This window comes from Bartonella sp. TT121SHDZB, assembly GCF_042193415.1.
Lineage (GTDB): Bacteria > Pseudomonadota > Alphaproteobacteria > Rhizobiales > Rhizobiaceae > Bartonella.
Genome location: NZ_JBHILR010000004.1, coordinates 95,521 through 108,685, shown reverse-complemented (window position 1 = coordinate 108,685; position 13,165 = coordinate 95,521). Strand labels below are relative to the sequence as shown.

The 13,165-nt window shown below is 33.8% G+C and carries 9 protein-coding genes and 1 pseudogene; 6 read left to right on the top strand and 4 right to left on the bottom strand.

Annotated features, from left to right (window positions below; all coding sequences use genetic code 11):
- Positions 1–1,124 precede the first annotated feature (1,124 nt).
- Positions 1,125–1,436, top strand: a complete 312-nt coding sequence (locus ACFIKI_RS03840; RefSeq protein ID WP_375665750.1) for a hypothetical protein — start codon at positions 1,125–1,127, stop codon at positions 1,434–1,436.
- A 757-nt stretch (positions 1,437–2,193) separates the two neighbouring features.
- Here the strand turns inward: ACFIKI_RS03840 and ACFIKI_RS03835 are convergent.
- On the bottom strand, positions 2,194–2,373 hold the full coding sequence (locus ACFIKI_RS03835) for a YegP family protein (protein ID WP_375665749.1): 180 nt from the start codon (positions 2,371–2,373) through the stop codon (positions 2,194–2,196).
- Positions 2,374–2,763: 390 nt separating this feature from the next.
- Complete coding sequence (locus tag ACFIKI_RS03830; protein ID WP_375665748.1) at positions 2,764–3,303, bottom strand: helix-turn-helix domain-containing protein; 540 nt, start codon at positions 3,301–3,303, stop codon at positions 2,764–2,766.
- Between the two features lie 357 nt (positions 3,304–3,660).
- On the opposite strand from ACFIKI_RS03830, the gene ACFIKI_RS03825 reads away from it, so the two are divergent.
- Positions 3,661–4,713, top strand: coding sequence for a DUF475 domain-containing protein (locus ACFIKI_RS03825; RefSeq protein WP_375665747.1), 1,053 nt, complete (start codon positions 3,661–3,663; stop codon positions 4,711–4,713).
- A 414-nt stretch (positions 4,714–5,127) separates the two neighbouring features.
- Here ACFIKI_RS03825 and pncA read toward each other — a convergent pair whose 3' ends face one another.
- Complete coding sequence (pncA, locus tag ACFIKI_RS03820) at positions 5,128–5,736, bottom strand: bifunctional nicotinamidase/pyrazinamidase (protein ID WP_375665746.1); 609 nt, start codon at positions 5,734–5,736, stop codon at positions 5,128–5,130.
- Between the two features lie 46 nt (positions 5,737–5,782).
- Positions 5,783–6,319 (bottom strand): hypothetical protein, encoded by a 537-nt coding sequence (locus ACFIKI_RS03815; RefSeq protein WP_375665745.1) that lies wholly within the window; start codon positions 6,317–6,319, stop codon positions 5,783–5,785.
- Between the two features lie 160 nt (positions 6,320–6,479).
- Between ACFIKI_RS03815 and ettA the strand changes: the two genes are divergently transcribed.
- The 4 genes and pseudogenes from ettA (at position 6,480) to ACFIKI_RS03795 (ending at position 13,094) form a co-directional block, all read left to right on the top strand.
- Positions 6,480–8,129 carry an energy-dependent translational throttle protein EttA gene (ettA, locus tag ACFIKI_RS03810; protein WP_375665744.1) on the top strand — a complete coding sequence of 550 codons (1,650 nt, stop codon included), beginning with the start codon at positions 6,480–6,482 and terminating at the stop codon, positions 8,127–8,129.
- Positions 8,130–8,794: 665 nt separating this feature from the next.
- Positions 8,795–9,733, top strand: coding sequence for an ArsR/SmtB family transcription factor (locus tag ACFIKI_RS03805; RefSeq protein WP_375665743.1), 939 nt, complete (start codon positions 8,795–8,797; stop codon positions 9,731–9,733).
- 1,482 nt (positions 9,734–11,215) lie between these two features.
- Positions 11,216–11,591, top strand: a pseudogene (locus tag ACFIKI_RS03800) (hypothetical protein).
- A 993-nt stretch (positions 11,592–12,584) separates the two neighbouring features.
- The gene (locus tag ACFIKI_RS03795) at positions 12,585–13,094 is read left to right on the top strand and encodes a lytic transglycosylase domain-containing protein (protein WP_375623397.1); all 510 of its coding nucleotides are present in this window, start codon (positions 12,585–12,587) and stop codon (positions 13,092–13,094) included.
- Positions 13,095–13,165 lie beyond the last annotated feature (71 nt).

The window sequence follows — 13,165 nt, the reverse complement described above, 5'->3', positions numbered from 1 at the left end:
GACGAAATCACTGTGTGTACCAGAAACGGCAATACACCTCTCACATGCTTATGAGATTTTATCGTAATAGTATACGCAGTGGTATTATAAATCAAGATATACCCTAACATGGGCATTTGTAAAGAATTCTGCGTTAAAGCGATATTTGGGGACAACGAAGCTTTAGAGCCTTAAGAGATAGGATAATGGCTGTATAAAAAAAATGTAAATTCATAGACAAAGAATGCTGATTTCTCCTTTATTGTAATAAATTAGATCATTATCAGATGATAATGTATCGCATATGTGCGTTAAAAAATTTGGGAAATATCAAAAAAGTGATCTTGGGTATTTTATTGAACGTGAAGGTAATCTGATTCACAAAGGTGGTTGTTTGGGAGAATGTGTACACTTGATCAATGCTTCTATAAGGATGAATGTGTTTTTTATGACTGCAGTTTATAATGAGGTCTGTATTTACAATGATAGTGTTATTTATAGCAATGCGTTAGTAGATGGTCGTGTAGAGTTTTGCAAGAATTTGCATATTTATGAAAGGGAGAACTTTATAGTCATTCGAATATAAATGGAGATGCATTTGTTTACGCTAATGCGGTCTTTTTTGATCAAGTTTTTCATGCTCAATATATTGAAGCTTATGGTGATGCTCGTGGTTGTAGAAAGATACGAGTTTATAATAATACTTTAGTTTGTGATGATGTGAAGATTTGTAAGAGGGACAAATTTTACAGAAATGCTGTGCTTTTTAACCCTGCAGATTTTTGTAATCATGAAAAAACTTTCATATATAGTCGCATTCCATATAGGGTAAAAGAGGAAAAACAGAACGGTTCGGAGAAGGCGTGTATTGATTTTATTGCATCGTTCGTTTTGTTTGAAATTCCTTATTTTATATATTTTGTGTCAATAAATATGTCGCAAATAATGGCTGTGACGTGTGGATTTAGCCGCTTTCAGAATGCTTTTTTGCGTCGTTTATCAAGGTTTAAATGGAGAAGATAAGAATACTGAGAGTGATTGTTCACACTTGGAATATGCAATTTATTGCATTCTTTTTTTAACGGAGGATGAAATAAAAAAATTGGTCAAGATGAGTACTTGAGTGGTATTTACAGGAGAGTTAAATGAGTGTAAACGAAATTTTATTGGGAGCAATGGTTGTTGTTTTGTTGTTCAGCGGGGTTATATTTTGGTTTGTTTTATATTATCGCAGTCAAGTTAAAGCTCTAAAAGAGGAATCCAGAAGGATAAAGCATGAGTTTTTAAGGGATTCTATGAAAATGACTGAAGAACGAGATAGAGCTATTAGAGAGCAAAGTATGGTGATTAAAAGACGCGATCGAATAATTGAAAAACTGAAAAAACAAATTAAGCAGTATGAAGAACATGAAAAGAAATATCAAAAAGTGCTTAAACCTGAAGATGATAAAGAGTGATTGTATTCATATTTTTTATTGGATTTATACATTAAAGGGTTTGAAAATTTGTTAGAAAGATTAGAAATAACGAGAAATATAAACTTTAATGAAGCCAATTACGGTGTTGGTGGGGAGATTGTGTTGCCCAAAATATTCAAGTTTACTCTGATTTATGAAAAGATTTAAATTTATAAGACAGAGTGTCATTGATCATAAAATGAAAATTTAATGATGCATCAGTTTATAGATATGCTAGGTTATTAAAAAGCTCGTATATAAAATCTAGCAATTTTATATTATTGCTGGAAACAGTTTTGCGTGTTCCTTTTAGATGTAAGGTGTAAATGCTACGATAGTTTCAACCAATAGGCATAAAAATTGTATGATAATAGAAAGAAAGAGATATTTGCTTTTTATCAAGACGAAGTGAATAAGGCCGTTATGATTAACGGATACAGAATAGGAAGATGAACATAAAAGATATTGATTATCTGGGAGAGCAACCATACTCATAATATATAATTTATCTTCTCTTTATGGGGGGGTATGAAAAATAAAAACCTGAGAGATTTTCTGCTTGATAGATGCTAAAGAAACCTCATTATATTTGAAAACAAACATACAACCTGTGAAAATTTAACTATTATTTGTGAGTGTTAGAAATAACACAAAAATTCTCTTCCCTTGACAGAAAATAAGTCACTTTCTATTCATCACAAAAGGAACTCAAAATTTCATTATAAAAAATAAATGCTTATCTTAATGGTAAAGAATGTTAGAACTGTAGTTCTCTGATAAGAGCCTTATGTGTAATTTCTTTTATTTGTTCAATATTGATCAGGATATCTTGTTTTGTTGGATAACCTTTACTAGAGAAAGCGATTTTTTGTGCATCTCCTGACATTAAACGCCAGTACCACTGATTGTGAACTCCTTGAAACACTTCAAAATACATGCTTCCCACCTCATAAACTAGCTGATAATTCTCAGGATAAATACTTAACTAATTCGTTTGTAAACATTAATGTATGTCTTTACAAGAAGTCGTCAATATATTCCCCTTAAATTTTCTGACTTAAAAAATAATTCCTATGAGAGCTATTTTCTTTTAACAAGAAAAAATTTTTTGTCAATAAAATATGAATGAGAATCTTATGCTATAAAATTATTTTTTTAATTTAATGACACTGTATTTTCATTTATATTACAAATATTTTTCTTATCATTCCAAAAACAAATTTTATAGAGCATACAAAACTCTACCAGCATGGACGAAGTGAAAAGACACTTTACTCCATACTGGTAGAGCCTAATCATTCCTTGTTTTCTCTTTTGAAATAGACATTTATTGGTTTGCTATAACCTCTTTTTGAGATACGCTTCGAATGAGTAAATCAATAAATAAGCTAAGGGTATAAGAATTGGCCATTTTAGCTTTCATATTGATCAAAGAGGTTGCAGTTTTAGAGTTAAGACCGTTTGATGAACCTTGCCTTGATAAATATTGCTGCAATTTTTCATAAGAGCTATCGATTTTTTCTTGATTTAGTTTTTCATTACGATCACTGTTGGCAAGTGTTTCTTCAAGACCTTCAATTTTTTTAATAAAATAATTCCAGTCAAAATCACCTTTGGTATATTCGGTGTCAAACATTTTCCCTTGTCCAGTTAAAAGCCAATTAATATTGACACCATATAACGTGCGGTATGTTTGTAAGACACTAAGATTGGGTTCTCTCTCTCCACGCTCATAAAAAGCAATGGAATTTTTTGTCATGCTAAAACTTTTAGCTAAGGTTTCACGTGATGGATCGCCTAAAGCAAGACGTACATAACGTAAACGTTTTCCAAATATAGTTTTTGATTCAGTTTCAGGACGTGCCACGAATTATCTCCCTCGGTAAATCATCATGGTATAAATCATCAAATAATAAAAGCACACTATGTATTAATAATCTATGATATAATGTCAATATTTATAGCTTTAATTTCTTGTTATTTTTTTATTTTCGTGGATAGAAAGCAATCTTTCACTTATTGTATTGACAATTAATATTCATTTCAAAACAAAATTCCTTGTTTGCTACATTTGTCTCTTGCTTTTCTTGAGAGAATTTTCATGTAACTTTACCATATATACTCTATACACCTCTGCATTAATAGATGCAACTTTAAAGAGATGCAAACTTTGGATTTTTGGTGTGCTTTAGATGAAGTAGAAAATAAACTTTGAGGAATGATCATGACCCTATTACGCTATTTTGGGTTTGCTTTTTTTTTCACGATTATTGGTGTCTTTTTAGGAGGGGGTATTGGTTGGTTTGAAACGGGAAGCATTACTGGTTTTCTTAAATATTTTTTTATTTGCTTTGTTTTAGGAATTTTGGAAATTTCTTTATCTTTTGATAATTCTATTATCAATGCTCGTGTTCTTAGTAGAATGAGTTCATTGTGGCGTCGTCGTTTTCTTATATGGGGTATTTTGATAGCTGTATTTGGGATGCGAATTGTTTTTCCATTATTGGTGGTTGTCGTTGCTGTTGGGATTAATCCAATTGCGGCAGTCAAATTAGCGATATGGGAACCACATCGATATGCTGAAGTTTTAACCGATGCGCATATGGGGATTGCTGCTTTTGGAGGAACTTTCCTTATGATGGTTGGCTTAAAATATTTTTTTGATTCTGAAAAAGAAGTGCATTGGCTTAATGTTATAGAGAGACCTGCTCAAAAATTGGGGGCGCTTGTTGGAATTGATATTGCCATTGTTTTGATTTTGATCTTATTTGTTTCAGGTCAGATTGACGTAGAAAATAAAATAACTTTTTTATTGGCAGCTCTTTATGGACTTTTGACCTTTATCGGTGTTGAAGTTGTCGGTCATCTCTTGGATACTCCTCAAAAGACTTTAACAACAGTAGCTCATGGGGGAGTAGGGGCGTTTCTTTATTTAGAAGTTCTTGATGCTAGTTTTTCTTTCGATGGCGTGGTTGGTGCTTTTGCCTTTTCACACAACCTTTTTATTATTGCGATAGGTCTTGGTATCGGTGCATTTTACGTTCGTTCTATGACGATTATGTTGGTTGAATCAGGAACATTATTGCATTATCGTTATTTAGAGCATGGTGCTTTTTATGCAATTCTAGTTCTTGCAGTGATTATGTATTTGCAAACGATTATATCGGTTCCTGAAGTTTTAACAGGACTGGTGGGAGTCTGTATTATTGGAATGGCATTGTATTCTTCGATTCGTTTTAAGCGTTGTCAACTGGATAAACATGTTGTGTCTAAGTAATGGAAATTTCGTATTTTTGAATAGAGAAAGATCTTGCATGCAAAAAATGCCATTTTATTGCTTATCTGTGTTCTTGTTTTAAAATTGAGGCCGTTACATGATTCTACCTATGAAGGGAATAATGCATAATCTCTTAGATGATTTTTGATTTAAATATAAAGTGTAAGTGGGCGCTATACTTTATTATCGGCTTTCAGTATTATGACAACTCTTGCATTTAACAGTTCATAAGAGGTATTTTGTTGTTTTTTTGAATGATTTTTATTCATACATTGATCCTATTGGTGAGTGTAAGAGAATGGTTGTGAAATAGGTGTGAAATGAGAGAATTTTACGATATCTTGATCTCTCGCTTAAATGTAAAATTATTCTTTATAAATCAGAATGTTATAATGGTGGATTCGAGAAGATATTTCAGGAGAGCATTAACAGTTCTATACCAGCTTTGTTCATAGTTTTAAGCATAGTGTTCAGTGATCCGTTTACATCAATACCAGCACAGGCATTTAATGAAACACTGACTTTAAAACCGTATTGTATGGCGTGAAGAGCAGAAAATCCTACACAAAAATCAGTTGCTAAGCCACACATAATGAGCTTGGTAAAACCATGTTCTTTGAGATAAACGTGTAAACCTGTTGGCGTTTTTTGATCATTTTCAAGAAAAGCAGAATAGCTATCCATTTTTTGATTATAGCCTTTTCTAAGGATAAGTTGTGCCTTTTCTACTCTAAGAGATGTATGAAATTCTGCTCCTTGTGTTCCTCGTATGCAATGATCAGGCCAAAGTATTTGGGGACCATAGTCAAGAGTGACTGTATCATAGGGCTTTTTTTCAGGGTACGTAGAAGCAAAGCTGCAATGGTTTTGGGGGTGCCAGTCTTGAGTTAAGATAACGTGGTCAAAATGATTTATAAGATTATTGATGGTGGGTAAAATCGCATCACCTTGTGGTACTGCGAGTGCTCCACCAGGTAAAAAGTCATTTTGAACGTCAATGACGATTAAGGCTTTTTTTTCCATAAATGTATTCCTATAGGGGATGCGCTTTTATCATATTTTAAAAAAGCTATATTTCGTCTTGAAGTTTTGAAATGAGTTGCTGGATATTGATATTATTTTTATAGTTATCAAGCCAAAAAAGAGGAATGGATAAGTTTTTACAATTTGTTTTATAGTTTTTTACGAATTGTAACCACGTACCAATGGGAAGTGCACTGTAGTCATTTGTTGCTACGTGTTGATGTAAAGCTTTCATGATCATTGGGCTTGGGACGTCAGATCCCATAAGGCGGCGGTCGTTTTTTAAACGTAATTTAAGCCACATCAAGGCAAGTGGTGAAGTCCATTGTTTCCCGTAACAAAAAATTGATGAAAAAAGGGAAGGATTTTTTACTGTGTAATATAAAGCCCATAAGGCAAAAAAAGAAGGTGCATAGAGAATTGCTTTTCTTTCTGGTATCCTATCACATTGATAAGTTGGTTTAATACGATAAAAATACAATGTTATATCTGGTATGGAAAAGAGGGGTAGTGTTTGATAACCTGTTTCAGGTACAGCTAAAAAGATTTGCTTTTTGCTTTTTGAGGCGATGTTTTTTTGCATTCAGAACCATACTGGGGCTTGTGAGATTAGAAAAAATGTACCAATATAAAGCGAAAAGCTTTTGATACGATGTCAGCACTATTTACTGTACAGTTTCAAAAAGCGAAAGCAGTTTTTTCAAAACCCTAATCTTTAATATCGCACTATCAAAGAGAAATTTATGGCACGTCAATTTATCTATCATATGGCTGGGCTTAACAAATCCTACGGCAATAAAAAAATTTTAGAAAATATTCATTTGTCTTTTTATCCAGATGCGAAGATCGGTATTTTAGGGCCAAATGGTGCAGGGAAGTCAACTATTTTACGTATTATGGCTGGGCTAGATAAGGAATATACGGGAGAAGCATGGCTTTCTGAAGGAGCTCGCTGTGGCTACCTACCACAAGAGCCTTTGCTTGATACAAGCAAAGATGTGCGTGGCAATGTGATGGAGGGTGTTGCAGATAAGCAGGCAATTCTTGAACGTTATAACGAATTGATGATGAATTATAGCGAGGAAACAGCTGATGAAAGTGCACAGCTTCAGGACATTATTGACAGTCAGAATCTTTGGGATTTAGAAAGTCAAGTGGAAATGGCTATGGCTGCTCTTGGTTGTCCGCCAGCCGATGGGGATGTAACAAAACTTTCGGGGGGGGAGAAGCGGCGTGTTGCACTTTGTAAATTGCTTTTGTCAAAACCTGATTTATTACTTTTGGATGAACCGACAAACCATTTAGATGCTGAGACGACGGCTTGGCTTGAAAGGCATCTACGTGAATATCCAGGGGCCGTACTTTTGATAACCCATGATCGTTATTTTCTCGACAATGTCACGGGTTGGATTTTAGAGTTAGATCGCGGTAGAGGTATCCCTTATGAAGGGAACTATTCTGCTTATTTGGGGGCTAAAGCCAAGCGTTTGGCTCAAGAAGGTCGTGAAGAGGCGGCGCGTCAACGTGCGTTATCCCGTGAACAAGAATGGATCGCTTCTAGTCCAAAAGGGCGACAAGCAAAGTCAAAAGCTCGGATTAAAGCTTATGATGAGTTGGTTCAGGCGGCACGTGAGCGCCGTCCTGGAGAGGCGCAAATCATTATTCCTATTGGAGAAAGATTAGGACAGGTTGTTATTGAAGTTGATAATCTCTCTAAAGCTTATGGTGAACGTGTATTAATTGATTCTCTTTCTTTTAAACTTCCTGCTGGAGGCATTGTCGGCGTTATTGGGGCCAATGGTATGGGAAAGTCTACCTTGTTTAAAATGTTGACGGGACAGGAACAGCCTGATTCAGGTCAAATACGTATCGGTGAAACAGTCCATATGAGTTATGTGGATCAGAGTCGTGATTCCTTGGACGGTCATAAAACTGTTTGGGAGGAAATTTCTGCTGGAAATGACATTATTAAGTTAGGAAAATATGAGATGAATAGTCGCGCTTATTGTGGGGCTTTTAATTTCAAAGGAGCAGATCAGCAGCAGAAGGTGGCAAATTTATCAGGAGGGCAGCGCAATCGTGTACATTTGGCGAAACTTCTAAAAGAGGGGGGGAATGTGCTTCTTCTTGATGAACCGACAAATGATCTTGACACTGAAACATTGGGTGCATTGGAAGATGCATTGGAAAATTTCGCGGGTTGTGCAGTTATCATATCGCATGATCGTATGTTTCTTGATCGATTGGCAACACATATTTTAGCCTTTGAAGGTGATGGTCATGTAGAATGGTTTGAAGGTAATTTTGCTGAATATGAGGCTGATAAAGTTCGTCGTCTTGGGGCGGAATCTCTTAATCCTAAGCATGCAAATTATAAACCTCTTACACGCTAGAATTTTTTTCTTATTTCAATTTTGTTGGAATAATAGTGTATTTTATTGCGTTTGTTATTTCATAAATAAAGTATGTGTGTACTCTGTGGGAGTTTTTATTCATTGAAAAGAGTAAGAGACACTTTATGAAATTATGACCTAAATAGGGTTATTTTACTCATGATATATAACCGGTTATTTTTTGTAAAACTGCAATGAAAAGGAGGGGATGGAGCGTATAGTATTACTTCTACAAATGCCTTGGTCATTGAGCATTATCATCTTTACTTAATAAAAATGCAAGCTGGCATTATCATGTTATTTTTTCTCAATAGTATGCAGTTCTTGTTTTGAGGTGGGCATAAAAGGTATTTTTATCCATCTGTCCCCTCCGTTTATGAGCTGTAAGAGAATGATTTGGATTGATTTATCATGAATAGATTTGAAATGAGAAAAATCTACGGTATTCCGGTTTTTTATTCAAGTTAAAAATGAATTATTATTATAAATCAATGTATTATCATCATAACGAGAAGCAGGGAGATAAGATCTGTTCGTTTTTTACATTAGCCTATTTTTTTCATAGTATGGTAAAATAGAGAGAACAAAATAGATGAGAATATGCGCCTTATGCTTGACTTTTTTTCCTATAAACAAATGTTTATAGGAATGTTTAGGGGATAATTATGAAAAAAAGTGCAAGTTTAGATGCAATGATTGTGCTGCTGAAAGCGGTCGCAGAAGTAAGCCATTTACGTGTTCTTAGGCTCTTACATCATGAAGATTTAACAATTCCTGATTTTATTTTTATTCTTGATCAGTCGCAAGCGTGTATATCACGATATTTACGTTTATTGTACGAAGCACGATTGATTGAGCGTTATCAGAAGGGGGATAGCCTTTATTTTAAGCTTTGTCATGATTTTTGGGGTAAAGACATTGTGATGGGTGTTCTTTCGGCTTTGCCAAAGAATGATGTGTTGTTAGCGCATGATTTAGAACGTTTGAAGGATGTTAAAAAGCAGCGTCAAAAAACGAGGAAGAAGCATTTTTTACAAAATGCGTCGCAATGGAATGTTTTACGATCATCCTATATAGCAGATCATGTTGTGGAAAATGCTTTACTTGAAACTGTTGGCGATACACCCTTTGAGACGATGCTGAATATTGGAATGGGTGGAAATTCAGTCTTAAAATTGTTTTCTGATCTTTATACGCATGCGGTTGAAGTTGTACTTGATAGTAATGTTTTGCACTTGTCTGTTGGAGATACAACTTTTGATTTAGTCATTCTTCATTGGGTTTTATATTTTCTTGAAAATCCTGAAATGTTTCTTCATGAGATATCAGGTGTTTTGCGTCCTCATGGGCGTTTATTGATTGTGGATTTTGGTTATCATAAAGTTGGGTCTTCATATTCTGATCAAGCGCATATGCATCTTGGATTTTCGGCTTTACAAATAGAACAATGGCTTAAAAAAGCGGGACTTATGCTAGAGAAAACGGCTTTTCTTACTCCTATACAAAATGAAAACGGTAAGGAGGTCATGGTTACACTTTGGCTTGCTCGTGATCCGCGTTTATTGGTTGATGATCTTAAAGATAAACAAGTAGAGTTTGCATAAATCATGTTTGTTAACGTACTTTATTCTCTGATTTTTCTCAAAAGATAGCGCAGAGATAAAACTTTCTTTAATCATTGGAGAGTGATTATTTTTGCATTTATAGTATGTTTTTACGTGAGAGTATTGGTGTTCTATAGGGGGGTAGGCTATGTAATAAAAGTACCTCTTTGAGAGTTAAGGCTATGAGGATAGCCATTTAAGGTGTCTTGATATCATCTTCATCTTATTATATAATAAATTGATTTTAAATGATAATTTATCTTTTAAAACTTCAGTGAAAGGCTCAAATACAAGAATATTTAAAATAAGAGAATTTTACCCTGTTCAGATTTCTCAAGTAAGTTGTAAAATAATGCGTTATGATTGCAAATCAATGGATTATTTATGTTAAAAGAGCAGAGTGTAACAATTCTTGAGCATGAAAACTGCTGTGTTTATTCTTTTACGGGTTAATTTAAGTGATAGAGATTAAGAGAAAATGTCTGCACGGATCTTTGTTCGTTATATTAAAATGCGTTGGAGTTTGTTGGCTATTGTAAAATAATTTGTCATTATTTGGAATGATTATGGGGTATGATTCGAAACGAATACCTTTAGAGTTCTTATTTTTTCGTAAGATTAAGCTGTTTTAATTCTTCATTGATGTTGTTATGTAAATGGTTTGACAATATTTTAAAGGATTATTTGCAGAAATTTTATGAAAATAAAAGGTTTATTTTAGCTAATCTGTTGTTTTATTTAAACAATTTATATCTTCATCTCGAGATGATGCCTTTTATTTTTTGTTGTTATTGTATAAGGTTTAAAAATCTACGTTTTTCTTTTTGTGGTGATTGTTGTTGGGTAAATGATTCTGCTGATTCTTCTTTTATGTACATTGTTTTTTATAGGCTGAATATATACAAATTATTTGTTTTTTAATTATGATCATCAGAGTTGTGAAAAAAATATTATAAAAATTGCAACGGTTCTAGATTTTGATTAATGTTTCTTGGAATAAAATTGCTCCAAATTGGGTCACTTTGAACTTTTTTTGCCTAAATATCGTCATTTTTAAACAATTTATAATTCTTTTATGTTTTTTTACGTAGAAGATGATAAGAATTTCTTGTTGTTTAAAGAATTTTATTCCATAGCAGAAACATTGCATCGGCTAGTAGTTGATGCGAGAGGACGATCGGGGAACCTCCTCCCCCCCCCCCCGCGTGGATCCCCTAGATTGTCTGGCCTGGCTGAGGATTTTTCCTCAGTCAGGTTTTGGGTAATTGCTTTTAGAGTTTAAGATGTTATCAGGGGGAATGATGTAAGATCTTCTATTGCTTAATCTATAGTGTTCTCAGTGTGTAGCGGGGAGCAGTTATTGGGCAGTTGCTGTTATCGTGTTTATTTTCAGTGATTAGAATTTTTCTTTATTAAGGTATCGTTGAATGCTGCTATAGAATAAATCTATATTTGTATTCTGTAATCTTTAAGTAAGAGATGATGGGATTTTTATCCGGTCGTATTGCTTTTATTTTGTTTATATTTCTTATTTTGGGCGTTAGCATTTTTGCTTCTCGCAGTGTTGCTGTTTATCAGTTTTTATCCGGTTACACTTCTTCTTTTCAGCAAGTTGAGGTAACAGAGGTGGCGTTGCTAGAGAGATGGGCAATGGCTTTTCCAGATATTATCGTGCATTATTTCTAAAATGAGTCCTCAGCAGCAAGAGCTGTTTATTGAGCAAGTGCGTCGCGAGGCGGTTTCATTTGCTTCTAAAAGTGGTCAGAGTCGTGAAAAGGCTCACAAATTTGATGAAACTGTTGCTATGGCTCTCTCAAAAGCGATTTCTCGTCCTTCTATTGCTAATGCTTATTTTTAGCTATTTTTTTAATTACGCTTTTGGGTTTGATTTTAAGGGGGAGAGAGCTGTTCGTGAGATTTTGAAAAGCGTGTAGGAAGATGATAAATTTGTAAGATAATCAGCAAAATTTATCTTCCCACAAAGGTAAGAAATCAGAATATAAGATAATGTTGCAATTATTACAGGAGCAGTAGCAAGTCCATCAAGGGCATTGGTTAGGCTAACTGTATTAGCCATTACTACAATGACAAAGACAATAAAAAACAGTTTAAATCAATACAGTATTTTGCATAAAGAGTGAGGATAATCTGAGGGCGCTCATTTGTAGAAAAGCAAAGGTAGAGATTACTGTAATAAAACACGTTAACCGCATTTTATATACCAATTATTTTTTATTTAATATGAGAAGATAAAAAATTCTCAAAGAATTTGCGCAATATTTTGAATTGGTAAAGAGTATGATGGTTTTGGTATATCTGTGAACTTCTTATGCACAATGATGGAGATTGATTTTAGTTAGTGGTTTATTGGGCCACAAAGAGTGCAGCGCGTGTTTATTGGCTAGCAAGAAGCATCAATAATGGGTTTTGTTTTTGTGCAACTTTTGCGATATCGAGAATCTTTGGTAAAGATGGTTTCGTCTCTATTGCTTTGTGGAATTGATCTCAATAAAAAATTTAATCATCGTATGTAAAAAATGTCATATCTCTTTAAAGTGCTATTTTATAATATAAAAATTGATTGATACAATAGATATAGCAGAACTTGATAAAATATATCATTTTAGTTAATATGATATAAGTTTAGTTATAGTCTTTTAGTTTTTTATTTGATGATATAGAGAAATCTATAATTTATGTATAAAGAGTTTTTCTTTTTATAAAGAATTTTATCTTGAAATTGTCTTAATATTTCCCTTTTAAAGCCGTTTTTTTGCTTTCTTTTTTTGTACAATACATTTGAAAATTATTTGCGGTTAGAATTTGAGAATTTTTGAGTGAGAGAAAGAAAATGCAATTTTTGAAAATCTTGTTAAATACAGCGTATGCTGTATTTTTTGTGTTTGATATAAGTTTGGCTCATAGTGTTTTAAATGTTGCAGAAACAAGAGAAGGTTTAGGGAGTGTTGCTTCTCAGATTTCTGCTCGTCCTTATGAGTTTCTTATTCAGAAACTTGCAAATAAATATAATGTTCCCGTTAATTTAGCACATGCTGTTGTAAAAGTTGAAAGTAATTATAAGGCACGTATAAAGGGGGCTGCTGGCGAAATAGGTTTGATGCAAATTAAACCCTCTACTGCACGAGGGTTGGGCTTTAGTGGTTCTGTACAAGATTTGTACGATCCTGCGACCAATCTTGAATATGGTATGCGTTATTTGGCACGGGCATATAAACTCAGTGGTGGAAGTACGTGTGGTACAATCCTGAAATATAACGCAGGCCATGCGGCAAAAAAAATGAATTCCATTTCAGCGAAATATTGCACAAAAGTAAAAACTTATCTGGCTTCATTAAAATAAAAACATCTGTTGAGAGAGGTTTGTCATAAAATATTTTAAGATGCTATTTCCACTGAGCAAAAAATGTTTTA

What these genes read in the sequence shown, in the direction of transcription:
- ACFIKI_RS03795 (WP_375623397.1), top strand. Translation starts at nt 12,585, where the DNA reads ATGCAATTTTTGAAAATCTTGTTAAATACAGCGTATGCTGTATTTTTT.
- ACFIKI_RS03825 (WP_375665747.1), top strand. Translation starts at nt 3,661, where the DNA reads ATGACCCTATTACGCTATTTTGGGTTTGCTTTTTTTTTCACGATTATT.
- ACFIKI_RS03835 (WP_375665749.1), bottom strand. Translation starts at nt 2,373, where the DNA reads ATGTATTTTGAAGTGTTTCAAGGAGTTCACAATCAGTGGTACTGGCGT.
- ACFIKI_RS03805 (WP_375665743.1), top strand. Translation starts at nt 8,795, where the DNA reads ATGAAAAAAAGTGCAAGTTTAGATGCAATGATTGTGCTGCTGAAAGCG.
- ACFIKI_RS03840 (WP_375665750.1), top strand. Translation starts at nt 1,125, where the DNA reads ATGAGTGTAAACGAAATTTTATTGGGAGCAATGGTTGTTGTTTTGTTG.
- pncA (WP_375665746.1), bottom strand. Translation starts at nt 5,736, where the DNA reads ATGGAAAAAAAAGCCTTAATCGTCATTGACGTTCAAAATGACTTTTTA.
- ettA (WP_375665744.1), top strand. Translation starts at nt 6,480, where the DNA reads ATGGCACGTCAATTTATCTATCATATGGCTGGGCTTAACAAATCCTAC.
- ACFIKI_RS03815 (WP_375665745.1), bottom strand. Translation starts at nt 6,319, where the DNA reads ATGCAAAAAAACATCGCCTCAAAAAGCAAAAAGCAAATCTTTTTAGCT.